This window comes from Sphingobacterium spiritivorum ATCC 33861, assembly GCF_000143765.1.
Lineage (GTDB): Bacteria > Bacteroidota > Bacteroidia > Sphingobacteriales > Sphingobacteriaceae > Sphingobacterium > Sphingobacterium spiritivorum.
This window is the reverse complement of the sequence record NZ_GL379770.1, coordinates 1794516-1819096: the sequence shown is the minus strand read 5'-3', so window position 1 is coordinate 1819096 and position 24581 is coordinate 1794516. Positions and strand designations below refer to the sequence as shown.

Genomic DNA, 24581 nt, shown 5'->3' with positions numbered 1-24581 from the left:
TATAAAAACCATTTATTCTTTAACAAAACATGAAAAAGAATCAATTTCTAGGTGCTGCTTTAGCACTGATTGTTCTCGGACATTCGTGCAAGAACGATGACTACCGCGATTTAGGAACGAAAGAGAATTCGCAGGTACAATTTACTTCTGCTATTGCAGGAAGTGTAGGTACACGTGTCACAGGTAACGCCTGGGATGGAAATGATGCTATCGGTGTATTTATGAAGCAAGGTAACGGATTGGCAAATCCTTTAGCTGCAAATAAAAAATACACAACAGGTGGCAACGGTAATTTCTCTGCACAGGGGACAGAGATCATTAACTATCCGGAGACCGGATCGGTTGATTTTATTGCCTATTATCCATACAGCGCAAACCTTTCGGGAACAACATTGCCGGTTACAGTAGCTAATCAGGCTACACCTGCTGCTATTGATGTATTGTATTCCAACAATGCTACAGGACTGACCAAATCCAGTGGAACAGCTAATCTTAATTTTAGTCACAAACTGGCTAAAGTAGAGCTGACGGTTAAACCTGGTACCGGTGTGACAGATGTCAACGGTCTTCAGGTGGCGTACAATAATGTAAATACAACAGCATCTTTGGATCTGGCTACAGGTACATTGAGCGGAGCTGCTGCAGCACAGAATGTATCGGCTAAAACTACAGCACAGACTGGTGCGCAATTAGTAGAAGCTATCTTACTTCCTGGAGATTTCTCTTCAAAAGAAGTCGTATTTACACTGGCATCCGGTACATTTAAATGGACTATGCCTGCAAGTACAACATTCGAAGGTGGTAAGAAATATACATATGATATCGTTTTACAGACAACTACCACAGGTAATCAGGTGGCAGTAACCGGTGCCGGCACAATCACAGACTGGACAACTGTACCGGGAGGATCTGTAAATGTAGGTGTTGATGGTACTACTCCGACAAATCCGGGTACAGGTACTGAACAGACATTGTTCTTGGAGACTTTTGGTACTCCTGATCCTAAAGCAACAACCAAGGATAGAATTGAAACTTATAAGGGTTACAGTGCAACCGGAGTAACTTATACAGATATGTATACTGCTACATATGCAGATATCCGTGCTACTTCAACTATGGACGGACATGTTTGGTTACCTTCTGCGAAAGATACAGGAATCAAAATTGCCGGAATCAATACAACAGGAGCTACAGATCTTAAGTTATCTTTTGATGTAACAGCAAATGCGAATGGTGCACCTGTTACAACAATTAAGGTACGTGCTAACGGTCAGGATATAACAGTTCCTACAGGTACTATAGCTACCTCAAACACTTATGTTCCTGTTAATATTACCGGAATTGCGAACAGCAATAGTGTTACTTTAGAAATCTTCGCAACTGCTACAGATAATAAACAAGGTTATCGTATTGATAATATCAAACTTGTAGGCACGAAATAATACTTAATACCAATCATTAACACTATAAACAAGGGGAGGAGAAGATCTTCCTCTTGTCTATTTTTTTTACTTAAAACAATACTATGCGTAATACGTTATACGTGTTATTTTTTCTTCTGGGATGTTTTCAGCTTGGTTATGCGCAGGAAAAGGCACAATTAAGAGGAACTCTTGTAGATGAAAAAAATAAAACGCCATTAGTGGGAGTCGTTGTTTCGCTGGAACAAAACAAACAAAGTGCGACAACCAATACTGACGGAGCGTTTATATTTGTGAATTTGGAAGCAGGAGAAGACCAGCTGGTCATTAACTCAGCAGGCATCAGACCTTACAGAATGTCAGTTTCTCTAACAGCTGGCGAAAACAAAACATTACCTGAAATAACATTGGTACAGGAAAATCAGATCGATATACAGACTATTCTGGGCGTCATCGATGATGATGTACTGAATGATGATGGTGATATCCACGGTCAGGATATCCGCTCATCTGTTATCCTTTCAAATGACCTCTATCTGAATAAAGTCGGATTCAAATTATCTCCTTTTCGATTTAGAGTAAGAGGATATGACAATTTTTTTGAACAGACTTATGTCAATGGCGTACTGGCCAATGACCAATACCGTCGTGTCTTTAACTTTGCTTCTATCGGTGCACTGAACGATATGACACGCAACGGTGACGTGGTCAATTACAATAACAGCGGAAATTTTACTTTCGGAGCCATAGGCGGTGCCGAAAATATCAATATGCGTGCTAGCTCCTATGCAAAAGGAGGCAAAATAACAGGTTCATATACTAACCGAAACTACTATGCCCGTGGTATGTTCAGTTATTCAACAGGATTGATGGACAACGGATGGGCTTTTACAGGTGCAATAGGTGGCCGTTATGCTGATAAAGGATTTATCGAGGGAACTTCCTACAACAATGTTTCATATGCTTTTTCAGCAGAAAAACAATGGGCTGACGGAGCACATTCCCTTTCATTTGTCACTTACGGATCTCCAGTAGTTCGCGGACAGCAGGGAGCCTCTTTCCAGGAAGCCTACGATTTGTTAGATAATAATATGTACAATCCCAACTGGGGTTATCAGGATGGAAAGGTCCGTAATTCGCGTATGGTAACGGCTTACGATCCTACAGCTGTGCTTTCACATATCTGGAAAATAGACGAAAAGACTACATTGACTTCAGGTGGTTTACTGCACTATGGCCGTTATGCAAGCTCAGCCCTGAACTGGTACAATGCAATAGATCCGAGACCGGACTATTACCGTTATCTGCCTTCTTACTTTGCAATGGATCCGGCAAATACAGATCAGTTTACCTACAATTATTACCGTGATCTGTGGACATCCAACAATACTGATGTAACACAGGTCAACTGGGATGAAATGTACAGACAGAATATGGATCCGGAAAACAGACGTAAATATAACGGAGCGGCCTTGTATATGGTAGAGAAGCGTCATTCGGATCTTCTTGAAGGAACGATCAGTTCAACATTCAACAAACTGTATGATAACAACATGCGTCTGACTGCAGGTGTAGAAGCACGTAAAACAAGATCATATCAGTACAAGACTGTTGAAGATCTGCTGGGCGCAGATTATGTACTGGATAAAGATAAATTTGCAGAACGTGATAATCCCGGAAATGATGATGTAAAACAAAATGATTTACTCTTCCCGGATCGCAAGGCATATGTAGATGATATCTTCGGATATGATTTTGATATCGATGTACAATCTGTCAATGCATGGGTAATGAATCAGTATCAGACCTCTAGTATTGATTTTCATTATGGAACAAAACTAACCTATACTGATTTTCAACGTAACGGTAATATGAAGAATGGCCGCTTCCCGAACAGCTCTTATGGTAAAGGTGCAAAATACCATTTCTTCGATTATACATTGAAAGGGGGCCTGACCTACAAGATCAACGGTCGACATTATTTATCCGCAAATACGAGCTACAGTACAGAAGCACCTATTCCGGACCGGGCTTATGTGATGCCGAGAGTGACGGATCAGGTCGTCAAAGGGCTGACAAGCAGCAAGATTTTTGCAGCTGATATTAATTATATTTTCTCCATGCCACGCTTGTCCGGACGTCTGTCTGTCTTCCAGACAAACTTCTACGATCAGTTGGAGCGAATGGCTTACTACCATGATTCAGAGCGTACATTTGTATTTCACAACTTGACAGGGGTAGACCGTGTACATCGCGGAGTGGAAGCTGCCGCTACCTACCGCCTGGATGACAACTGGAGTTTTGATTTCATCGGAACAATGGGCGAATACTACTATAGCAATAATCCGTTGGGCATTATGAATTCGGAAAACGGTAAATTGGTAGATATTGAAGAAAAAGTGTATATGCAGGATCTCTATGTATCCGGCACTCCGCAATTTGCTGGAGTACTCGCAGCACGATACTTCTACAAATATTGGTTCTTTGAAGTAAGTGCAAATGCCGTTGGCCGTAATTATCTTTCGGCATCAGCTATGCGCAGACTGGCTTCAAACTATGTCAATATCAATCCGTATGATGAAGACAGTTTCAATGCGTACAAAACACTTACCAGTCAGGAACGTCTGGATGATGTTGTCACAATGGATGCCTCCATCGGAAAGATGTTTTACCTCAAAAACCGCAGAGCATTGAATTTCAATTTTTCTGTTATAAATTTATTAAACAATAAAAATATCCGTACGGGTGGTTACGAACAGGGACGATTAGATACAACGTATCCCAACCGTTTTGCTTCCCGTTATTTCTATATGCAGGGGATGAACATCTTCTTAAACGTAAGTTATAGATTTTAATACGCTATGAATATGAATACATTTAAATATTTATTTATTGCGGTATGTACACTTTTGTTAAACGTATCGTGTGAAAGAGATTATATGGCTCCGCCGCTTAATGAGCCTAAGTATGAAGGCGCACTGGACAATATTTCTATTCTCCAGCTCAAGCAACGCTATGCCAGCATCACATCACCACAGCTTATTGCTGAAGAACTGATCATCAAAGGAATCGTTACAGGGAATGATGAATCCGGTAACATTTACAAACAGATTTATGTTCAGGATGCTTCAGGAGCGATCAATATCGGTATCGATCAAAACTCTATTTATGCCAGTTATCAGGTAGGACAGGAAGTATTTATCCACCTTAAAGATCTGTATATGGTCAAGTATGGCGGTGAATTGCAGATCGGTATGGGGACTACAAATGCCAATCGTATCAGCTGGGAAATGTTTAAAGCTAAAGCTTTTTCAAATTCATGGCCCAATGCTGCCAACGCTACTCCAAAAGTAGTTGAGCTCAATGCGTTGACAGATAATATGGTACATCAGCTGGTAGAAATCAAAGATGTAACATTTGTCAACGGTGGAAAGAAAGCCTTCACCACTGGTGATGCGACTACTAACGAACAGATCAAAACAGCATCAGGAAATGTACTTGATGTAAGATCAAGTAACTTCTCCGATTTTGCCAAAGATATCTTACCTACCGGAAAAGGAACGGTAGTCGGTATTCTGGGACGTTTTAACGGAGGATGGCAGTTGTTTCTGCGGACCAAAGCGGATGTCAAAAATTTTGATGGCAAAGCTCCTGAACCGGAACAGCCGCAGGCAGGAACATTCTTCAAAGAGACATTTGGAACAGGTACTTATCCTTCGGGCAACAGACCTAAAATCAATGATTTTACTGATTTTGACATGAAAGCTCCTGTCAAGTATACAGATGAATCGGGAGCTGCCGATATCCGTAGTGTATCCGGAGATAACGGAGCACATATCTGGCTTCCGGCAAACAGAGATGCGAATATCAAAGTAACAGGAATCAATACTTTAAATAAAGGTGATGTAACGTTGAGCTTCCAGCTGGCAGCCAATTTATTTGATGCAGGTACTTCAGCTAATGTTAACAATATTCAGTTGAAAGTGAACGGAACAGCTATAACGCTTCCTAGTCAGGTATTATCTAATGCCGCCGGAGATAACGGTAAGTTCTATACGGTATCTATTCCTAATATCGCTAAAGCAGAAACGGTAATCTTAGAGTTTATATCTCCTGCAGACGCTAATAAAGTAGGTTTCCGGTTTGATAATATTCAGTTGGTGGGCGGAGCTTCTACAGGCGGAGGTTCGAATGGTCCGATTATCGTGACACCATCTAAATAAGAGATTGCAGCATGATGAAAAAAACATATTTCAGGTCGCTTTGCATCTTATTTATTTTTGTTGTGCAGACCCATATTTCGGTCGCACAACAAAAGAAATATCAGGTGTACGCAGCAGCCTTTTATAATCTGGAAAATTTATTTGACACAGAAAAAGACACCCTGATCAATGATGAGGAGTTTACAGCTGAAGGAGGCAATCGCTGGACAGCAGAGAAATACAGAAGAAAACAGCTCAATATGGCAAAGGTCATATCACGATTGGGTAAAAAATATTGCCCTGCAGGTCCTGCATTTGTAGGACTTTGTGAGCTTGAAAATCGTAAAGTGCTGGAAGATCTTACCCAACAGCCATCACTTGTATCTCTGGGATACGGGATTGTACATTACGATTCACCGGACAGACGCGGTGTAGATGTCGCTTTGCTCTATAATCCAAGTCTGTTTAAAGTAAAAGATTCAAAAGTCTTTGCTTATAAAGTCGATCATTTGCCGGAATACAGAACCCGGGATATTCTACTCGTAACGGGCGAACTGGCAGGAGAGGAAATGCATGTTCTGGTGAATCACTGGCCTTCACGCTATGGTGGTAAATCTTCTGAACTACGGGAGCATGCGGCCTCCATCGTACGTTCTGTGGTAGATTCCTTGTATGCGCAGGATTCTCTGGCTAAAGTCGTGATTATGGGCGATTTGAATGATGACCCGGTTGATAAGAGTGTGCGCATTGTGTTGAATGCTAAAAAAACACAGCAGGAAGTCGCAAAAGGCGGACTTTTCAATACCATGTGGCAGCACTACGAGCGGGGTGTAGGCTCGCTGGGTTATCAGGGTAAATGGAATCTCTTTGACCAGATTATTATATCCGAACCGCTTCTGGGGGAAGATCGTTCAACCTTGAAATTCTGGAAATCGGAGATCTACAATCCCGAATTTCTGATTACGCAGGAAGGTAGATACAAAGGTTATCCGTTTCGTACATTCTCAGGAAATGTATTTCAAAACGGGTATTCCGATCACTTTCCAACATTAATTTATCTGGTAAAAGATTTGAATTAAATCTTTAGTTTTGAAAGATCTATGCGCATATTGATTTACCTGTATATTACCGTTACACTTTTCTTTGCCACAGGCTGTGCAAAGGATGACAATGACACCGCTATTCCGGTATCTGCCCGTACAGTAATGGTGTATATGGCAGCTAATAACAGTCTTTCCTCCGATGCCTATAAAAACCTCAATCAAATGGAGGAGGGGTTTACAGGGATCGATGGAAAACTGGTTGTTTATGCGCGTATATTCGGGCAGCAGCCCAAACTCTATGAGATCGTATACGATACAAGTCCTGAAATAAAAAGCAAGGTACTCAAAACATATAATGATCATGATTCTTCAGATCCGGATATTATGAAAATGATATTTGCTGATATGAAAAATCTTGCACCATCGCATTCATACGGAGCGATACTATGGTCACATGCCACAAACTGGGCTCCGGCAAATGCTGGAAAAATCAGTGTGCGTTCTTTTGGCGATGACAACTACAGCAAGATGGATGTACAGGTGCTGAAATCGGCTCTTCCTTCGGAATTGGATTTTCTGATTTTTGATGCCTGCTCGATGGCTTCTGTAGAGGTGCTGTATGAACTTCGACATGTTGCACCTTATATTCTGGCTTCGCCAACCGAGGTGCTGAGTGTAGGAATGCCTTATCATCAGATCAATAGTTTACTGTATGATACAGATGTAAAGAAAGGGCTTAGCGCTATTGCTAAAGCCTATATTGCTTATTATGAGCAAAAGTCAGGTTTGGAGCAGTCCGCTACTTTTTCATTAGTAGATACAAGAGCAATGGCCGGACTGGCCAGAGAAACACAGCTTCTGCTTTCTCAAAATCCGGAAGTCATTCCGACGATCAATCGAAATATTGTGCAGCGGCTAGATCTTGATCCGGCAACACCGGTCAAAGCATATGACTTTCTGGATATGTTTGAAAAACATTTTCAACCGGAGAAATTACAAAGCCTGAAAACAGCTATAGAAAAAACAGTTGTTTACAAAGCACATACCGCTAATTTTCTCGGAAAACCTATTCTGGCCTTTTCAGGATTATCCGGTTATATCCCAGTAAAAGAAGAAGCTTCATTAGCTCCCTTTTATCAGACCTTATCCTGGTCTAAAGATGCCGGTTATGACAAATTGTTCTGGTGGTAAGAAATAGTATACAAAAACCGTCCGAAATCTAGATTTCGGACGGTTTTGTTTTATATCTGTTAAGATCTCAGGATTCTGCAGACGGCGGAGTATTTCTCAGGTACTCTACCTTTATCAATATAGGCAAAAGACAGGTGTTTCAACCAAAATGACAGGTGTAAATTTATCGTACAATTGTCAGCTAAATATAAAACTTGATATCACATCCTCTTTTTCAGCATATGTTTGATCCGTATACAACTATATTCTTATTACATTACGCCTGCAATAAAATAAAGGACGGCTATGGCAGAGCATAACAAGACAGAATTTTGGGAATCAGCGTTTAATGATAAACAGGAAATGTGGGGTTTTGAACCTTCAAAGTCTGCAGTATTGACAAAAGATTTGTTTGTGCAGAAAGATCTCCGGAATATACTGATACCCGGTGTGGGCTATGGTCGCAATGCCCAGATTTTTAAAGATAAAGGAATAAAAGTTACGGGTATTGAGATTTCAGAGACTGCTATCAGAATGGCAGAAAAACACTACGGAACAGATATGCTTATCTATCATGGTTCTGTAACGGATATGCCTTTTGACAAAGAGTTTTATGACGGGATATTTTGTTATGCTTTGATTCATTTACTGAATGAAGATGAACGAAAGAAACTGATCAGAGACTGCTATAATCAATTGTTACCAGGAGGTTATATGGTATTTACAGTTATTTCCAAATCAGCACATACGTACGGTCAGGGACGTATGATCAGCACCGATCGCTATGAAATATACGAAGGTGTCCATATGTTTTTTTATGATGAAGATTCAATCCGGGCAGAATTCGGGGCATTCGGACTGTTCGGGATCACGGAAATAGACGAGAATCAGCCGTTCTATTTAATCAAATGTCAGAAAGGACAGTAAAAGGAAAATCATGATAGTTTTGCAGATCTTATGCTAGTAACGGACGGCCACACTTTTAAACATTCTTTTTAAAGTAATTTTAGTACGTACCCGTCTACCTTTCTTTAACTACGCTATATATGGCAAAAAGACTTATTCTGATATTATTACTTTTTCTGGTTGCAGATGTATATTTCTACCAGGCAGTCAGCACACTCACGGAGAATACCTGGATCCGTGCGATCTATTGGTCAGTAGATGTATTGTTATTCGCAGGAATTATCGCTATCGTATTTTTGAGGAAGGCAGGCAACAACTTACAGCGATTCATACCGATGCTGATTACAGCTATGCTGGTTATATTTATTCCGAAGTTATTCTCTTTTCCGATACTGTTAGCTGAAGATATAGTAAGGCTATTGAGAGGATTTCCGGCAAGAAGTCTATATGTAAGTGAGGCGACATTAGCCCTTGCTGTTATTATGATATTGATTATCCTGTTTGGTCTCACCCGTGGCAAGCATTTTTACAGAGTGAGAAAAGAGACTCTGTATTTTCCTGATCTGCCGGAGGTTTTTGATGGCTTTACCATTACACAATTGTCAGATATACATTCCGGAAGTCTGAATGATATCAAAGGAGTACAAAAAGGAATAGATCTGGCCAATGCACAAAACAGTGATCTATTGTTGTTCACCGGAGATCTGGTCAATAATATGGCTACAGAAATGGATCCCTGGATTCCATATTTCACAAAACTCAAAGCTCCCTACGGTAAGTATTCCGTATTGGGGAACCACGACTACGGAGACTATATCCGTTGGGATAATAAAGAAGCTAAGGAAGCAAATCTTAATCGCCTCAAAGAAGTACACGCAGAAACCGGTTTCAGATTATTGCTCAATGAAGCGGTAATAATCAACAAACAAGGTCAAAGCATAGCATTGGTAGGCGTGGAAAACTGGGGAAAAGGAGGTTTTCATCAATATGGTGACCTCAAAGAAGCTACAGCTCATATTCCCGATGACGCATTCAAAATACTGATGTCTCATGACCCTTCACACTGGGATGAGGTAACAGTTGATCACAATCAGCATGTACATCTTACTTTGGCAGGACATACGCACGGTATGCAGTTTGGCATTGAGCTGTTCGGCTTCAAATGGAGCCCTATTCAATACTTTTACAAGCAATGGGCCGGTCTTTACCAAAGAGATGGTAAATATCTGTATGTCAACAGAGGATTTGGCTATCACGGATTAAAAGGCAGGGTAGGTGTGTGGCCGGAAATAACGGTGCTTACACTCAAACGGAAAGTATAGCCAGTAAAAGAGCCACCTGGACAAGGATTCTCTAAGTGGCTCTTTTATAATAAGGTCAATTATGTTTTATTTGGCTCTTTCCCTCTCATCTTCGTTCCCAAAATTCCGTTGTGAGGACTTAATACTCTTGTTTCCAAATTTGTAGCTTAATGAAACGCGGAATCCTCTGGTATCCCTGTAAGACCGCACATCATTTTTGATCCCATTGGAATGATAACTGATCAGTGGTCTTTGTGCATTCAACAAATCTTCACCCGTAACTGTCAGAGAGAGATTCTTGTTAAGAAGCAAAAACTTCATAGAAACATCCAGTATCTGTAGTCGCGAAATATGAAAGATCTGATATCGTCCCGGAAGCTGCAGTCCATAATTTAAACCAAAAAATACGGATTTTGAAGAATTTAAAGTGAAATCATTATTGCTGTAAAAATAAGCATTGTAGCCATCAATAGATTCTACGAAACTAGTCTTTGATTTCACATGCTGATAGTTCACATTGAATCCTGTAAAACTACTCCACCAGGACCATTTACTGAAATTATAATAAGTTGAATATCCGATCTGATAGGTATCTGCATAGTTAAGGGGGGTACTTCTTGTTACATTGCTTACCGGATCAACAACAGACAGTTCCTGTCCAAAATCTGAAACCTGCGAGAAATAAACCGAATTCATCCATTTCTGCTTATAGATGTAGGAAAATTCCAGATTATCAATAAATGAAGGTTTCAGAAACGGATTTCCTTCAGAATAATAATAGGGACTGGTACGTATCACAAAAGGATTAAGGTAATCAAAGTCCGGTCTTCGGATCCTTCTGCTATAATTAAGGGAAAACGAATTGTTGTCATTCGGTACATAAGTGATATAAGCTGTCTGGAAAAATTTGATATACTTGTTTTTATTCGTCTGATTCAGATTGGTGGAGTACCCCTCTGTTTGAGTAGCCTCCATTCTCACTCCAAATTGAGTTTCCCAATGATTATCCAGTTTCTTGTGTGCTGAGAAGTATAACGCCTCATTGTACTCTTTATAATTGAAGATATTAGACTGATCCATATTCAGTACCGGTGTACCGCTTTGATTGTCATACACCAGCAGATTGTTATTGGTATTCGTATAGGATATTTTACCACCAAAACTCAGGTTAGCCCAGTTCGAAGGCAAGGTCGCATCTATCTTTGCTGAATAGTTTTTTATCTCATTGATATTACTGTTTGTAGAGGAAAAATAGCTGTCCGCAACAGTTGCGCGGTTGGCATCCAGTTCATGACCGGCAAAAGAACGAAAATCCTCTTTTTTATAGCTGAAGTAATCCATATCCATGGTAATGCTCTTCCCGGCTGAGTCTAAAGTCAGCGTATGGTACCAGTTAAGCGCATTCATCTGAGGCTTATTGCGATCTTCAACATCAGATGCGATGTAAGAATTTACAAAGCCGTTTGAAGCATTATATCTCGTAGTGAGGGGATTGTTTGCCGAAGTACGGTCTGTGAAACTGCCTAAGTATTTCACTCCGCTCGTCCATTTATCCGTTAGTTTGTAATCTGCTCCCAGTCCCAGACTCCATAGTGAACTTACAGATTTGTTGCGTACCTCCTGTGTCCACAATTCGTCTGTGTAAAAAATCCGGCTGTCTGAGCGGGTACTCAGCTTTTCCTTTCCTTTACTCATACTGGCTTGTAAAGACAACCTGTTGTGATTGTAGTTGAATAATCCCTGTAAAATACCTCCTGCATATGTTTTTTGTGTATAGGTTGTACCTATATTCGCATTCCAGGAGTTCGCTTTCGCAGTTTTGAGTTTAATATTGATCAGTCCGCTGTTGCCCTCAGCATCATATTTGGCAGGAGGGGTACTGATTACCTCAATACTTTTGATGTTGTCTGCCGGAATAGACTTCAGAAAACCTGCCAGATCCTCCTCTGACATACGTTGCAGACGGTCATCGATCATCACCAACACATTTCCCTTACCTGCGATAGAGATATTGTCGTTTTGCACTCTTACTGTGGGTGTCGCTTTCAGTGCATCGAGAGCAGTGCCTCCGGTTGCGAAAGTAGAATTTTGTACATGGAATACCAGCCTGTCTACCTTTTGCTCAATCTGTTTTTTTCTGCCGGTCACAGTTACCCCTTCGAGTTCGGTTACTTCGTCTATCTGTATATCTGCAAGTGTCGTATCCTGACGCAACAGAAGAGTTGTATTAGTAAATACCTTTCCAAACTGCTCAATTATCAGACGGTAATCTCCCTTGTCAGCTTGAATAGAAAAATATCCCAGACTATCAGTAAAAGCCTGACTGACACGTACCGACTCATTATTCAGGAGATTGATATGTACAAACTCGACAGGTTGCCGGCTTTGATTAATAATCCGGCCCTTTACCGATATCTGTTGCGCTACCGAAATCGCCTGACAAAGAACAGCAACTATAAAAAAGATAAATGTTTTCATGTGTTTAATGTTAAATCCGGACAAATATTCCCCGAAATATAGTATTGACCTATTTTTTTCGACAAACCCCTCCGCTTTATCTACGAATCCGTTTTAAAGGACTTTTATGAATGAGTACCTTTGAAAAAAAACAGTTAGATGTTGTATAAAGGAACATTGTCAAAAAAGACGGAGCGGTTTATCCATCTTATATTCTGGTTGATCGTTATCTACTTTACATTCGTGAAAAATCCGTTGTATGCCCGATTTGCGGTGCCGGACTTATTTTACACTACTTATATGATATGTTTTGTTTCCACTTTTTACTTTCATTATTTGTTAGTCATGAAATGGGCATTTAAGGCATTTAAATGGAAAAAGCTGTTTTTGGGAATAGGTGTTTCCTATCTGTTTTTTACAGCTTTACGATGGCTGTCGGAGCAGGTTGTAACAGATATATTATTTCATAAAGTCAATTATGTCAATACTACAGTCGTCAGTTACATGCTGGACAATATGCATTACAGCAGTATGCCGATTGTCTTCAGTTCTCTACTTTGGTTTGCCATCTATTTTATCAGACTTTTGGAGTACAATAAGATTATTATTGAGGAAAACAAAAACACAGAAATTAAATTTCTGAAAGCACAGATCAATCCTCATTTTATCTTCAATACCCTTAATAATATTTATTCGATGGTATACTTTCAATCCGATAAATCATTACCTGCAATTGAGAAATTGAGTCAGATTATGCGCTTTACAACTTATGAATCTCAGAAGGAAAAGATAAAGCTGGCAGATGAAATCGGATATATCAGGGCATATCTGGAATTGGAGCAACTGCGCCATCAGGAAAATGCCTTTGTTCAATTAACTGTTCAGGTTGTAAATGACCATATCGAAATACCACCTTATCTACTGTCTCCTTTAGTTGAAAATGCTTTGAAACATGGGATTGCTTCCAATACAGCTCCCATTATAATAAAGCTGAATGCAGATGCAAAAAATCTAACCTTTAGAATAGAAAACGGAATCGGAAATCATAAAAAGGATAAATTAGGAGGCATTGGACTGGATAATTTAAAGAAACGTCTGGAGATATATTATCCGGACACCCATAATTTAAACCTGCAAAGTGAGAATAACGTGTTTACAGCTGAACTGCAAATAATTTTAGGATGAAAAGAAAAATAAACTGCCTTATTTTAGATGATGAACCTTTTGCCGTAAATCTCCTGGCAGATTATGCCTCTAAGGTGTCACAATTGAACGTTATATATGCAGGAAGCGATGCCTTTGAGGTAATTGAAATATTGAATTCTGAGTCCGTAGATCTTATATTTATAGATATTCAGATGCCTCAGCTCACAGGAATTGAGTTAATGCAGATGTTTAATCAGAAGCATAATTTTATTATTACTTCCGCTTACTCCGAATATGCACTGGATGCCTTTCAGTTTAATGTCATTGATTTCTTATTGAAGCCAATCACATTCAATCGTTTTTATCAGAGTGTAGAAAAATTCAACCGTTGGCAGGATACCTTCCAGAGCAGTGAATCGGATAATTCGCTCTTTGTAAAAGCAGACCGCAAGCATTATAAAATTCAACCGGAGGATATCCTATATATAGAAGGGTTGAAAGATTATATCCGTATTCATACGGTTTCTGAACGCATGGTCGTATTAGAGAATATGAAAGATATTCTGGACAGATTGCCACAGCATCAGTTTGTACGCATACACCGATCCTATATTGTCCCTTTAAAAAGAATCAAGGTAATAGAGGGGAGTCAGATCGTCATGACCAATGGTGAATATCTCCCGATCGGTGAGACCTACCGGAAACTGATTGGTGAATGGCTGGGGAAAAACTAACCAGCCTGTCTACAAAATAATATTGCGTTTGAATGCACAGCCCAGTTCAATAATAGAATCTGTCTTTGCAATTCCCGGAATATTATCAATTTTTTCATACAATAATTGCCGCATATGTTCATGATTTTTGGCAACGATCTTAATGTATAATGTATAGTTTCCTGTAATGTAATAACATTCGGTGACTTCCGGTATTTTCTGTAATTCTTCGATTACCCGCTTTGAATCATAATCCTTTTCAAGACTGATACCTGTGAAAGCTCCCCAGTCATAACCGAGTTTTTTTTCATTCAAGACCGGCTTAGTTCCTTCCAGTATTCCCTGATCGGATAAGCGGCTTATACGCTGATGAACCATCGTATTGGAAACTCCCATTTCAGTGGCAATAGCCGAATAAGCCATTCGGCCGTCTGTGTCCAGCGTTTTCAGTATCCGGATATCAAAATCATCTAATGTATACATGGTTTTTGTTGAGTTGTATATTCAAATTTAATATAATTTGTTGTTTTAAAAGTCAAATTCAATATTTATTTGCTTTTTACATGTTATATTTTATAAGTTTGAAAATATGAATAATAATATTGAGGATATGAATATTCAAACCGATAAAACTAAAAGTGATGCTTTTATAGCTAAAGAGAATCAATATGGTGCCCATAATTATCATCCGCTTCCGGTTGTATTGGAAAGAGGAGAAGGCGTATTTGTATGGGATGTGGAAGGTAAAAAATATGTTGATTTTCTATCGGCCTATTCTGCTGTTAATCAAGGCCACTGCCATCCGCGCATTATCCATGCATTGACAGAACAGGCCAGGAAACTAACGCTTACTTCCCGGGCATTTTTTAATAATAAACTTGGAGAATTTGAAGAGTATATCTGCAAGCTATTTGGGTATAATAAGGCGCTGATTATGAATTCCGGAGTAGAGGCTGTAGAAACAGCTATGAAACTCTGTCGTAAGTGGGGATATCAGGTAAAGGGAATCCCCGATAACCAGGCTAAAATTGTATTCGCCAAAGATAATTTTCACGGAAGGACTATTTCTGTCATCTCTGCATCTAATGATGAAGTGAGTACACGTGAATTTGGTCCTTTTGTAGAAGGAATCATGCAGGTACCTTATAATGATATACAGGCTTTTGAAAACCTTTTGAAAGAAAATAAAAATATTGCAGGCTTTATTGTAGAACCTATTCAGGGAGAAGCCGGAATTATTATTCCTGACGAGACCTATCTGTCTGAGATCAGACGGCTATGTACTGCATATAATGTATTGTTTATAGCGGATGAGATACAAACAGGCATAGGGCGTACCGGCAATTTGCTGGCCTCCTACGATGTCTTCGCCTCTGCACACAACAGTAAACCTGATATTCTGATTTTAGGCAAGGCTCTGTCCGGAGGTGTATTACCTGTATCTGCAGTACTGGCTGATGATGATATTATGCTTACCATCAAGCCCGGTGAACATGGATCCACCTATGGAGGCAATCCGCTGGCTTGTGCTGTTTCCATAGAAGCGCTGCAAGTCATACTGGATGAAAAACTGACTGAAAACAGTAGAAAAATGGGTGAAATATTACGTTCCGGACTACGAGATATTGCAGCCAGGATGACTTTGATTAGAGAAGTAAGAGGTAAGGGCTTACTCACAGCTATAGAAATGAATTGCTCTGAAGAGGATGAATTAGCCTGGAATCTATGTCTTGAATTCAAAAAAAACGGTCTTTTGGCCAAACCCACACATGGCAATAAAATTCGCCTGGCACCCCCTTTAGTAATCAATGAGCAACAGATAAATGACTGTCTCCATATAATCGAAAAATCCTTAAATGCGTTTGTATGAGAAGATCGATAGAACTGATTAAGAACAGATCTGATATAGGTGCAGGAACAAGAGGCTCAGATCTAGGGATAGATGCTATAGAGATCGCTGCTATTAATAAGGGGAGCCTTTTCTTTAAGAAGTATCCGTTTGTAGATGTACAGACACGTAATGATTCCGTTTATGAAAACGATTTTAATCCATTCGGTAAACATATAAAACAGGTTTACCAGCAATGTAAGCAGGTAGCGTCAATTGTTGAAGACAGCATTCTGAAGGAAAATTTTCCTTTGGTATTCTCCGGTGATCATTCTTCAGCTATCGGTACGATCAGCGGTATAAAAGCGGCTCTTCCGGACAAAAGGCTGGGTGTGATCTGGATCGATGCGCATGCGGATATACACTCACCCTATACGACGCCTTCCGGAAATCTGCACGGAATGCCGATAGCTGCAGTATTGCAGAAAGATAATTTACTGTCCCGGATTAATGAGGTAGACAGCCATACACAGACATATTGGGAAAAACTAAAGCATGTAGGTACAGCTGAGCCTAAATTGATGGCTGAGGATCTGGTATATTTTGGCGTACGTGATACGGAGGAACCCGAAGATATGCTGATCGAAAGACTGGGCATCAAAAACTATCAGGTGGGAGAGGTGCGCACGAAGAAAGTGGAACAGTGTGTTAAAGAAGTCTTTGACCAATTGAAAAACTGCGATATTTTGTATGTTTCCTTTGATGTGGATAGTATGGACAGTGAAAAGATTTCTGAAGGAACAGGTACACCTGTCCCTGAAGGGTTCTTTCCTTTTGAAGTTACCTTACTATTGCAGGAACTGATACGTTCGGAAAAAGTAGTTTGTATGGAAGTCGTGGAAGTAAATCCTCTGTTGGATCATCATGGAAACAGAATGGCTGAAGTTACATTCGATATACTGGAACAGGTGGCACCTGTAATAGAAAGTACGGAGTAAAATCCGGGTACAGACAAGGTGTTTCTATAAGCGAGTAGTCACTAAAAAGGGAACTACTCGTTTTTTTAAAATTAAATCAGTTCTTTTCTCCTGTTTATTCTTTCGCTATTTTTACTGTTTTTATGTTGTTATCTTTATCTTTTACGGTGAGATTCAGGCTTTCACCTGTGAAGTAATTTCCAAAGAAAAGTTGACATATATCCTTAAATTCATCCACTTTATATTCATTGATCTGCAGAATAATATCTCCGCGTTTCAAGCCTGCTTTTTCTGCGTTCGAACCTTCGTATACCACAGAGGCGATATAGTCATCGTTGACAAGCTGGGAATCGAAGCCGTAAAAATTGCCGTTTGTAACGACCTGTCTGGACTGATAAGGATGAAAGTAAAAGTGTTTGTGCAAATAATCGAGCGTGATTATTCCAAACTTACCTACAGGCATGCCTATCGCATTCTTATTTTTGTTTTCCGATACATTCGTTACGATACTATCCAGAATTCCCGGGCCAATTTCAAGCTGATTAAGCAGAATTCTCAATTCCTCTCCCTCTTTTCCTGCACCAAAGAGTCCCGATGACACAGAGCCTTTGCCTTTGTAAAGCGCTTTCGCTTCTCGCTTTTTATTCAGTTCGCTGTAGGTAAGATAGGATAAAGCTAAAAGTTTGTCCGAACCACTATCAAATAAAACCCTGAATGGGGTACTTTCAGCAATTTTTATGTCTAAAAAAGGCCTGCTGTTTTTGTCAAAAGCCAACGCCATTCTTTCGTCAGGAAGTACGCGAAAATTTTCAATTCTATCGGTCAGGATTATCCATTTTTTTCAAGATCAATTTGTACAATACAATGCTTAAGGATTGTACTTCCTAAAAGTCCATCCACTGCAAAGCACTGCAAAAGACCACTGGCTGACAAGTCATATACCAGTGCCTGTGCATTTGAAAAAGAGATATTTCCGAATTGAATTTCAGGCATTTTTACAACGGGGATATCGTTTGATCTGCCGGTTACATCAGTTGTCTGTATTTTATGTTTGGATTTAAGGTTCAGTTCTGCACGTAATTGCTCTGATATCAGAAAAGGCGCACCGGTGTCCAGTATAAATCTTCTTTCCTTATTTTCAATAGTCAGTTTAACAATTATTTTGTTCTTTACATATTCAAAAGGTATTGTATCGCAAAAATTGGAATTATGAATTTTTGAAGCATTCAGATTCTGTGCGTGACAAATAGCCGGTAATGCTAAGAGGAATACCATAATGGCAACTAGAGTAGACCTGGAAAGGGGCATTGTTCTGTAACGATTAAAAATCACAGTCTACAATATAGTAAAATCAAAATAAAAAAAGCATATTTTAAATAAGGATATCAGACATAACAACAATATACAACAACGGCTGATATAACTATCAGCCGTTGTTGTTATGTAGCATATATAGTGAAATTATATAATGGTCGGTCTATTTTACTTTCAGATAATCAAAATAAGCCCATGTATTTTCATACATAATATCCTGCGCAAATAAGCCTGCCATGGCACCTGTAAATCCTCGCGCGTAATCATCAGATAATTTACCAAAGTCAAGAGTGTTACCTATTGTATTCCATTGACTTCCATCCGTGGAATAATAAAATTGTAGTTTTTCAGCATTTACAGATGCACGCATAAATACTTTTTTGACATTACCTGTCATTGTTTTTAGATCGAGCTGCTGATATCCGCCATCAGCACCTGCCAATACCAATTGGCGTTTTCCGTCATCCCCTGAAGTTAAACCCAGCGAATAAAAATGTTGTGTATTGTAATAACAGACTAATCCTGCAACATGACGGAAATCGGAAGGCTCAAATTCAACAGCTGTCTCAATAGTCTGCTGCAATGATGTAATGCGTACAGCAGCAAGACTTTCATCATATCTGGATCCCAGTGCTCTTCTGCCTTTTAGCGCAAGCTGACCTTTACGCTTATTCAAAGACAGCCAAGAAGGATTCCAGGACTCCCGGAGAGCCTGGAAGCGCATATTGAGTTTATCGGTATCAAACTGATCCACAAACGAGGTATTCATACCTGAATTAGAGCTGCTTTTTACTCCGGCTGGTGCCGGAACATACATCTCCGGCATTCCGGTTTTATTATCAAGTTCCGGCCATCCATCAGCATTCCAGCGAACCTTTTGAATAAAAGATTCACGACCCAGCGGACAATTTCCTTTTGTAGTGAGTGGCCGGGAACCGAGGTGTGTTGTATACCATTCGCCGTCAGGAGTAGAGAAAACTGTCCCGTGTCCGGATTTTTGTACTTCTGAAGACGGGTTATCTTTCGTAGTATAAAAGATTTTCGGAGCACGTTCATAAGGCCCGCTGATATTTTTGGATCTGGCGACGGATTCATTGTGATTATAACCGGTTCCCCCTTCAGCGGTAAACAGGTAATAATATCCATCTTTTTTGAGCATTTTTGGACCTTCAGTATTTGGATTTTTTTCGTCCCATCCTGAATAAATGAGCTCAGGTTTTCCCAAAGGTTTTAGTGTTTTCAGATCCAGTGCGTGCATACCTATGCCAGGAGATTCCAGCTTGCTTTCAGGACGGTGATCAAACATGCGATACACAACATAGGCCCGGTCATTATCATCTATAAATAAATAAGGGTCAAAGCCCAGTGTATTGATAAGTACAGGCTCAGACCATGGTCCTCTGGGATCCCTCGCTGTTACAAGATAATTGGGATATCCTTTTAATGGCCAGTTTATACCATTCTGAACATTCGTGAAAAATAAATAGTAAGTTCCTTTATGATAAGTGATGGAAGGAGCAAAAATTCCGTCGGAATCATCAGTTCCCCGCATATTAAGCTGACTTTCCCGTGTCAATACATGACCGATTTGTTCCCAGTTAATTAAGTCTCTGGAATGATAAACAGGAATTCCCGGGAACCATTCAAAGGTTGATGTAAAGATATAGTAATCTTTATCCACACGAACAATACAGGGATCAGGATTAAAACCCGGTAAAATTGGATTTTTTATTTGATTAGCCTGCGCATGAACTAGACTGCTTTCTAGTAAAAGAAAAAGAAGAAAGAAATAGTGGTTAACAGTTTTCATTTGGTTATAGTTGATCAATTGTGAGTTTTAAATACATAAAATAAAATTTTGCACAATATCAAATACCGTTATAAACACGAACATACAGGGTATTGAACAAAAATTACATTTTGCCTTTAACAGAAGATCGTTTTAATTTAGTTGTGTGATTTAATTGAAATGAAAAACAGATTCACTTCAATATACTTTGACACTGTAAAGTTAAATTATTACATGTACTTTAAAGAGCCTTAATGCAAGTTAAAAAAGAATTTCAAAATCTTTGAAAAAAAATCAAAAATAATTCACCTATACTATATACTTATGATGTAATACTATATGATAACAGTGGATTTTGCTCTTACCGGATTCACAAATTTGCACTTTGCAATAGTATTGTATGAAATAGTTTTATACATTTACGCGATCATGAAGTGTCTGGTAGTCATATGGGCCTTTTATTTTGTCGCGCTATCTGTAGTACCGTGCAGTGACGGCATAAATAAATGTGAGGATTTATCTTCTTCCCGGCAAAATATTAAAGATCTGCTACTTCATGATCACAATCAGGATCAGGATGATTACTGTTCCCCATTTTGTCAATGTAGCTGTTGCAGTGTTACCTTGACCGTATTTCATTTTGAAATACTGCGGATTTCAGAACCTTTTTCCCAATTTATATCTGATAGTGTAGTGATAACAGATTCGTCTGTTGTTTGCACATATACCGGAAGTATCTGGCAGCCTCCTCAGCCAATAGCTTAGTTCCTGATACAGGAGCTGCTTTCTCATTCTCCTTTGTCTGCATTTATCAGAACAAAGGCTGAAAACACAGTTAGTCAATTACATATTACCGAAAAACAAAAATAGAATAGCTTGTGCTATACGCGACCTGTTACGTATTGTTCCTGTATGAATGCAGAACGATCGTATCTATGTTTTAAATAGCATATAAGATCTATTTACACTGTCACTGTACAGTATCAATAAAAAAAATTAGATGGCATTAAAAGAAGAAATGGAACAGCAGGGTAACTGGTTGTTCCGATACAGAAGTATTTTACCAGTTGGCATTCTGATGCTTGCACTGATCATTTTTATAGAGATGAAATTAAAGCAAAGTCCATTATCAGCATGTGATTATGTTTTTGAATCATTCTGTTTACTCATTAGTCTTGCGGGCTTATTGATCAGAGCCTATACAGTAGGATATTCACCTAAAAATACCTCAGGACGTAATACTGCTCAGGGGCAGGTCGCCGATACACTAAATACTACCGGCATATACAGTGTCGTCAGAAATCCCCTTTATCTGGGTAATTTCTTTATGTGGCTTGGCCTTGCATTGCTCACGGAGAACGTATGGTTTGTCATCAGTTTTATCCTGCTTTACTGGATGTACTATGAGCGGATCATTTTTGCCGAAGAACAATTCCTCGAACGTAAATTCGGAGATCAATACAGGGAATGGGCCAAAAGAGTCCCTGTGTTCATTCCTAATTTTAATAAATTCAGCAAACCCGACATAAAATTCAATATCATTAAAGTTCTGCTCAAAGAAAAGAATGGCTTTTTTGCTTTGTTTCTGTTATTTAGTTTCTTTAATGTTATTGAGGAATATATTCGCAAACATACACACTACAATATGGTTTTTATAACAGGTTTTCTGATTGCAATGGTTAGCTATCTGATATTAAAGTGGCTAAAAGTGAGTCTTTCAAATGAAAACTGATAAAATAAGCATGACTATGAAAAACGAAATAGAAAACAAACTTAGGGATAAGAATACAAAGCCAACGAGTATGCGCATATTGGTGTATGATTTCTTAGCTTCCCAGCAGGTTGCTTTGTCACTTTCCGAAATTGAAAATTATTTTTATCCTGCAGATCGCATCACGCTGTATCGCACACTAAAGACGTTCGAAGAGAAAGGAATTGTACATAGTATACAAGAGAATAACACCAGTAAATACAGATTGTGCAGTGACGACTGCAGTGAACAGACACACAGAGACTGGCATCTGCATTTATATTGCAAGATATGTAAGCAGACAACTTGCAGAACGGACATTAGTTTTAAGCAACCATCAGATGCTGCAGTACAAATAGACGAAGTAAGATTGTTTGCCAAAGGCATATGTGAAAATTGCTTGCCTAAAAGTATGCAATAGTATTGCAGATAAAAGCTGGTTAGATTTGTACCAGTGAATAAATGATTAAGTATTAAAATAAAAAACTATCAGATCATGACAACAAACAACAAAAATAAACCGGAAAATAATGAGAATTGTTGCACATACACCGAGAAAATATATGAAAAAGCAGGAGCGAAGGATCTTATAGACGGCACAGGGAAAAAGAGTGACCATAATCATGATCATGGCGGACATAGTGATGATGACGGTCATGACCATTCTAATGTAGAAGGAAGTGTCTTCAGACTCTTTCTGCCGGCAATTATTTCTTTTGTGCTGCTGATGGTGGCTATTACCTTTGATAACTGGCTGCCTCAGAGCTGGTTTACTGGATGGCTGAGGACACTATGGTATGTAATTGCTTATATACCTGTAGGACTTCCTGTTATCAGGGATGCTATAGTAAGTGTCAGCAAAGGAGATGTATTTTCAGAATTCTTTTTAATGACCATAGCCACTGTTGGAGCATTTGTTATTGCCGAATATCCTGAAGGAGTAGCTGTGATGTTATTTTATGCTGTAGGCGAAGTTTTTCAGACATTAGCGGTCTCAAGAGCCAAAGGTAATATCAAAGCATTGCTGGATCAGCGTCCTGATGAAGTCACTATTCTGGTTGATAATCAGGCAAAAACAATCAAAGCAGAAGGTGCTCAGATAAATGATGTGATACAACTCAAACCCGGAGAGAAACTGGCATTAGATGGGGAGCTCTTATCTGACGCAGCTTCCTTCAATACGGCAGCCCTGACTGGTGAAAGTAAGCCGGATACAAAAACTAAAGGAGAGACTGTACTGGCCGGGATGATTAATCTGAATACTGTCAGTCTGGTAAAGGTGACTACAGCTTATACAGACAGCAAGCTGAGTAAAATACTGGAATTGGTACAAAATGCAACTGCACAAAAGGCTCCGACTGAACTGTTTATTCGCAAATTTGCAAAAATATATACACCTATAGTTGTTGTATTAGCTATTGCCATCTGTCTGGTTCCGTACTTTTTTGTGCAGAACTATCAGTTTAATGACTGGCTGTACAGAGCATTGGTTTTTCTGGTTATTTCCTGTCCGTGTGCATTGGTTATTTCTATTCCGCTCGGTTACTTCGGAGGCATAGGCGCGGCCAGCAAAAATGGTATCTTGTTTAAGGGAAGTAATTTTCTGGATGCCCTTGCAGAAATACAACATGTGGTAATGGATAAAACCGGAACAATGACAGAGGGCGTTTTTCAGGTTCAGGAAGTAAACTTTAAGCCTGAATATAACCAGACCGAAATATTAGGAATGGTAAATGCGCTGGAAAGCCACAGCACACACCCTGTAGCTACTGCCATACACCAATATGTAGGAGAAATTGACAGCAAGCTTATTTTGGAGAATACAGAAGAAATAGCGGGACATGGGTTGAAAGCCCAGATCAACGGGAAAGAGCTGTTGGTGGGCAATTTCAAGCTGATGGATAAGTTTAATATCGCTTATGATGTTGATCCCTCATCCATAGTATACACACTGATAGCGGTTGCGTATGATGGTCAGTTTGTTGGATATATGACCATTGCCGACAGTATTAAAGAGGATGCAGCAGAAACGATCAGACTCTTGCATAGTTTTAATGTAAAAGCAACCATGCTCAGTGGAGATAAGAGCTCTGTGGTACAGTATGTAGCGGGACAGTTAGGGATCGACAATGCTTTTGGAGACTTATTACCTGAAGACAAAGTAAGCAGACTTAAGGAAATAAAGGCCGGAAATGTACGGGTAGCTTTTGTGGGAGATGGTGTGAATGACGCTCCCGTGGTAGCCTTAAGTGACGTCGGTATAGCGATGGGCGGATTAGGTAGTGATGCTACTATTGAGACCGCAGATGTGGTGATCCAGGATGATCAACCATCTAAAATTCCGATGGCTATCCGGATCGGGAAGCAAACCAAACGCGTAGTTTGGCAAAATATTACGCTTGCATTTGTAGTGAAAGGAATCGTATTGATTCTCGGAGCCGGAGGACTGGCTACCATGTGGGAAGCAGTTTTTGCAGATGTAGGAGTCTCTCTGATTGCTATTCTGAATGCCGTCCGAATACAGAAGATGAAGTTCTAAACCGCAATAAAAACGAATTTTCTTT

Annotated in this window: 20 protein-coding genes; 15 read left to right on the top strand and 5 right to left on the bottom strand. The window is 39.5% G+C overall.

Annotated elements, in window-relative coordinates:
- Positions 1–29: 29 nt before the first annotated feature.
- From HMPREF0766_RS07995 to HMPREF0766_RS07965, 7 genes are all read left to right on the top strand, one after another.
- Positions 30–1442, top strand: coding sequence for a fimbrillin family protein (locus HMPREF0766_RS07995; RefSeq protein ID WP_002995468.1), 1413 nt, complete (start codon positions 30–32; stop codon positions 1440–1442).
- Between the two features lie 83 nt (positions 1443–1525).
- On the top strand, positions 1526–4276 hold the full coding sequence (locus HMPREF0766_RS07990; protein WP_002995466.1) for a carboxypeptidase regulatory-like domain-containing protein: 2751 nt from the start codon (positions 1526–1528) through the stop codon (positions 4274–4276).
- A 12-nt stretch (positions 4277–4288) separates the two neighbouring features.
- Positions 4289–5644 (top strand): DUF5689 domain-containing protein, encoded by a 1356-nt coding sequence (locus HMPREF0766_RS07985; RefSeq protein WP_236590501.1) that lies wholly within the window; start codon positions 4289–4291, stop codon positions 5642–5644.
- An 11-nt stretch (positions 5645–5655) separates the two neighbouring features.
- Complete coding sequence (locus HMPREF0766_RS07980) at positions 5656–6702, top strand: endonuclease/exonuclease/phosphatase family protein (RefSeq protein WP_002995462.1); 1047 nt, start codon at positions 5656–5658, stop codon at positions 6700–6702.
- A gap of 21 nt (positions 6703–6723) precedes the next feature.
- A complete protein-coding gene (locus tag HMPREF0766_RS07975) occupies positions 6724–7857 on the top strand; it encodes a clostripain-related cysteine peptidase (protein ID WP_002995460.1) in 1134 nt (377 codons plus the stop codon).
- A 285-nt stretch (positions 7858–8142) separates the two neighbouring features.
- A complete protein-coding gene (locus HMPREF0766_RS07970) occupies positions 8143–8763 on the top strand; it encodes a class I SAM-dependent methyltransferase (RefSeq protein WP_002995457.1) in 621 nt (206 codons plus the stop codon).
- Positions 8764–8882: 119 nt separating this feature from the next.
- Complete coding sequence (locus HMPREF0766_RS07965) at positions 8883–10064, top strand: metallophosphoesterase (protein ID WP_002995454.1); 1182 nt, start codon at positions 8883–8885, stop codon at positions 10062–10064.
- Between the two features lie 66 nt (positions 10065–10130).
- On the opposite strand, the gene HMPREF0766_RS07960 is transcribed toward HMPREF0766_RS07965, so the two are convergent.
- A complete protein-coding gene (locus HMPREF0766_RS07960) occupies positions 10131–12521 on the bottom strand; it encodes a TonB-dependent receptor domain-containing protein (protein WP_002995452.1) in 2391 nt (796 codons plus the stop codon).
- Between the two features lie 138 nt (positions 12522–12659).
- On the opposite strand from HMPREF0766_RS07960, the gene HMPREF0766_RS07955 reads away from it, so the two are divergent.
- Both HMPREF0766_RS07955 and HMPREF0766_RS07950 read left to right on the top strand, forming a co-directional pair.
- Entirely contained in the window at positions 12660–13685 is a 1026-nt protein-coding gene (locus tag HMPREF0766_RS07955; RefSeq protein ID WP_002995451.1) for a sensor histidine kinase, read from the top strand.
- Positions 13682–14380 carry a LytR/AlgR family response regulator transcription factor gene (locus HMPREF0766_RS07950; RefSeq protein WP_002995448.1) on the top strand — a complete coding sequence of 233 codons (699 nt, stop codon included), beginning with the start codon at positions 13682–13684 and terminating at the stop codon, positions 14378–14380. Before HMPREF0766_RS07955 ends, HMPREF0766_RS07950 begins: the two co-directional genes overlap by 4 nt.
- 9 nt (positions 14381–14389) lie before the next feature.
- Here the strand turns inward: HMPREF0766_RS07950 and HMPREF0766_RS07945 are convergent, their stop codons facing one another.
- Entirely contained in the window at positions 14390–14842 is a 453-nt protein-coding gene (locus HMPREF0766_RS07945) for an Lrp/AsnC family transcriptional regulator (protein WP_002995445.1), read from the bottom strand.
- A gap of 106 nt (positions 14843–14948) precedes the next feature.
- On the opposite strand from HMPREF0766_RS07945, the gene rocD reads away from it, so the two are divergent.
- Complete coding sequence (rocD, locus tag HMPREF0766_RS07940) at positions 14949–16229, top strand: ornithine--oxo-acid transaminase (RefSeq protein ID WP_002995443.1); 1281 nt, start codon at positions 14949–14951, stop codon at positions 16227–16229.
- A complete protein-coding gene (locus HMPREF0766_RS07935; protein ID WP_002995441.1) occupies positions 16226–17185 on the top strand; it encodes an arginase in 960 nt (319 codons plus the stop codon). Before rocD ends, HMPREF0766_RS07935 begins: the two co-directional genes overlap by 4 nt.
- 94 nt (positions 17186–17279) lie before the next feature.
- Here HMPREF0766_RS07935 and HMPREF0766_RS07930 read toward each other — a convergent pair whose 3' ends face one another.
- The 3 genes from HMPREF0766_RS07930 to HMPREF0766_RS07920 all read right to left on the bottom strand — a co-directional run bounded on the left by HMPREF0766_RS07930 (position 17280) and on the right by HMPREF0766_RS07920 (position 20288).
- The gene (locus HMPREF0766_RS07930; RefSeq protein ID WP_002995439.1) at positions 17280–17945 is read right to left on the bottom strand and encodes a PDZ domain-containing protein; all 666 of its coding nucleotides are present in this window, start codon (positions 17943–17945) and stop codon (positions 17280–17282) included.
- A gap of 47 nt (positions 17946–17992) precedes the next feature.
- Positions 17993–18439 carry a retropepsin-like aspartic protease gene (locus HMPREF0766_RS07925; protein ID WP_037459739.1) on the bottom strand — a complete coding sequence of 149 codons (447 nt, stop codon included), beginning with the start codon at positions 18437–18439 and terminating at the stop codon, positions 17993–17995.
- A 202-nt stretch (positions 18440–18641) separates the two neighbouring features.
- Positions 18642–20288 (bottom strand): glycoside hydrolase family 43 protein, encoded by a 1647-nt coding sequence (locus tag HMPREF0766_RS07920; protein WP_002995435.1) that lies wholly within the window; start codon positions 20286–20288, stop codon positions 18642–18644.
- 318 nt (positions 20289–20606) lie between these two features.
- On the opposite strand from HMPREF0766_RS07920, the gene HMPREF0766_RS22705 reads away from it, so the two are divergent.
- The 4 genes from HMPREF0766_RS22705 (at position 20607) to HMPREF0766_RS07905 (ending at position 24556) form a co-directional block, all read left to right on the top strand.
- Positions 20607–21032: a DUF6660 family protein gene (locus HMPREF0766_RS22705; protein WP_428834890.1), complete on the top strand. Its 426-nt coding sequence runs from the start codon at positions 20607–20609 to the stop codon at positions 21030–21032.
- 235 nt (positions 21033–21267) lie between these two features.
- Positions 21268–21999, top strand: a complete 732-nt coding sequence (locus HMPREF0766_RS07915; RefSeq protein ID WP_002995432.1) for a methyltransferase family protein — start codon at positions 21268–21270, stop codon at positions 21997–21999.
- 16 nt (positions 22000–22015) lie between these two features.
- Complete coding sequence (locus tag HMPREF0766_RS07910; protein WP_037460019.1) at positions 22016–22438, top strand: Fur family transcriptional regulator; 423 nt, start codon at positions 22016–22018, stop codon at positions 22436–22438.
- 75 nt (positions 22439–22513) lie between these two features.
- Complete coding sequence (locus HMPREF0766_RS07905; RefSeq protein ID WP_002995428.1) at positions 22514–24556, top strand: heavy metal translocating P-type ATPase; 2043 nt, start codon at positions 22514–22516, stop codon at positions 24554–24556.
- Positions 24557–24581: the final 25 nt, after the last annotated feature.

Excerpts from the sequence above, each read along its gene's own strand:
- HMPREF0766_RS07970 (WP_002995457.1), top strand. The coding sequence starts at position 8,143 with ATGGCAGAGCATAACAAGACAGAATTTTGGGAATCAGCGTTTAATGAT.
- HMPREF0766_RS07990 (WP_002995466.1), top strand. The coding sequence starts at position 1,526 with ATGCGTAATACGTTATACGTGTTATTTTTTCTTCTGGGATGTTTTCAG.
- HMPREF0766_RS07930 (WP_002995439.1), bottom strand. The coding sequence starts at position 17,945 with ATGGCGTTGGCTTTTGACAAAAACAGCAGGCCTTTTTTAGACATAAAA.
- HMPREF0766_RS07980 (WP_002995462.1), top strand. The coding sequence starts at position 5,656 with ATGATGAAAAAAACATATTTCAGGTCGCTTTGCATCTTATTTATTTTT.
- HMPREF0766_RS07965 (WP_002995454.1), top strand. The coding sequence starts at position 8,883 with ATGGCAAAAAGACTTATTCTGATATTATTACTTTTTCTGGTTGCAGAT.
- HMPREF0766_RS07905 (WP_002995428.1), top strand. The coding sequence starts at position 22,514 with ATGACAACAAACAACAAAAATAAACCGGAAAATAATGAGAATTGTTGC.
- HMPREF0766_RS07950 (WP_002995448.1), top strand. The coding sequence starts at position 13,682 with ATGAAAAGAAAAATAAACTGCCTTATTTTAGATGATGAACCTTTTGCC.
- HMPREF0766_RS07910 (WP_037460019.1), top strand. The coding sequence starts at position 22,016 with ATGAAAAACGAAATAGAAAACAAACTTAGGGATAAGAATACAAAGCCA.
- HMPREF0766_RS07960 (WP_002995452.1), bottom strand. The coding sequence starts at position 12,521 with ATGAAAACATTTATCTTTTTTATAGTTGCTGTTCTTTGTCAGGCGATT.
- HMPREF0766_RS07975 (WP_002995460.1), top strand. The coding sequence starts at position 6,724 with ATGCGCATATTGATTTACCTGTATATTACCGTTACACTTTTCTTTGCC.
- HMPREF0766_RS22705 (WP_428834890.1), top strand. The coding sequence starts at position 20,607 with ATGATAACAGTGGATTTTGCTCTTACCGGATTCACAAATTTGCACTTT.
- HMPREF0766_RS07915 (WP_002995432.1), top strand. The coding sequence starts at position 21,268 with ATGGCATTAAAAGAAGAAATGGAACAGCAGGGTAACTGGTTGTTCCGA.
- HMPREF0766_RS07955 (WP_002995451.1), top strand. The coding sequence starts at position 12,660 with ATGTTGTATAAAGGAACATTGTCAAAAAAGACGGAGCGGTTTATCCAT.
- rocD (WP_002995443.1), top strand. The coding sequence starts at position 14,949 with ATGAATAATAATATTGAGGATATGAATATTCAAACCGATAAAACTAAA.
- HMPREF0766_RS07995 (WP_002995468.1), top strand. The coding sequence starts at position 30 with ATGAAAAAGAATCAATTTCTAGGTGCTGCTTTAGCACTGATTGTTCTC.
- HMPREF0766_RS07935 (WP_002995441.1), top strand. The coding sequence starts at position 16,226 with ATGAGAAGATCGATAGAACTGATTAAGAACAGATCTGATATAGGTGCA.
- HMPREF0766_RS07925 (WP_037459739.1), bottom strand. The coding sequence starts at position 18,439 with ATGGTATTCCTCTTAGCATTACCGGCTATTTGTCACGCACAGAATCTG.
- HMPREF0766_RS07985 (WP_236590501.1), top strand. The coding sequence starts at position 4,289 with ATGAATACATTTAAATATTTATTTATTGCGGTATGTACACTTTTGTTA.
- HMPREF0766_RS07920 (WP_002995435.1), bottom strand. The coding sequence starts at position 20,288 with ATGAAAACTGTTAACCACTATTTCTTTCTTCTTTTTCTTTTACTAGAA.
- HMPREF0766_RS07945 (WP_002995445.1), bottom strand. The coding sequence starts at position 14,842 with ATGTATACATTAGATGATTTTGATATCCGGATACTGAAAACGCTGGAC.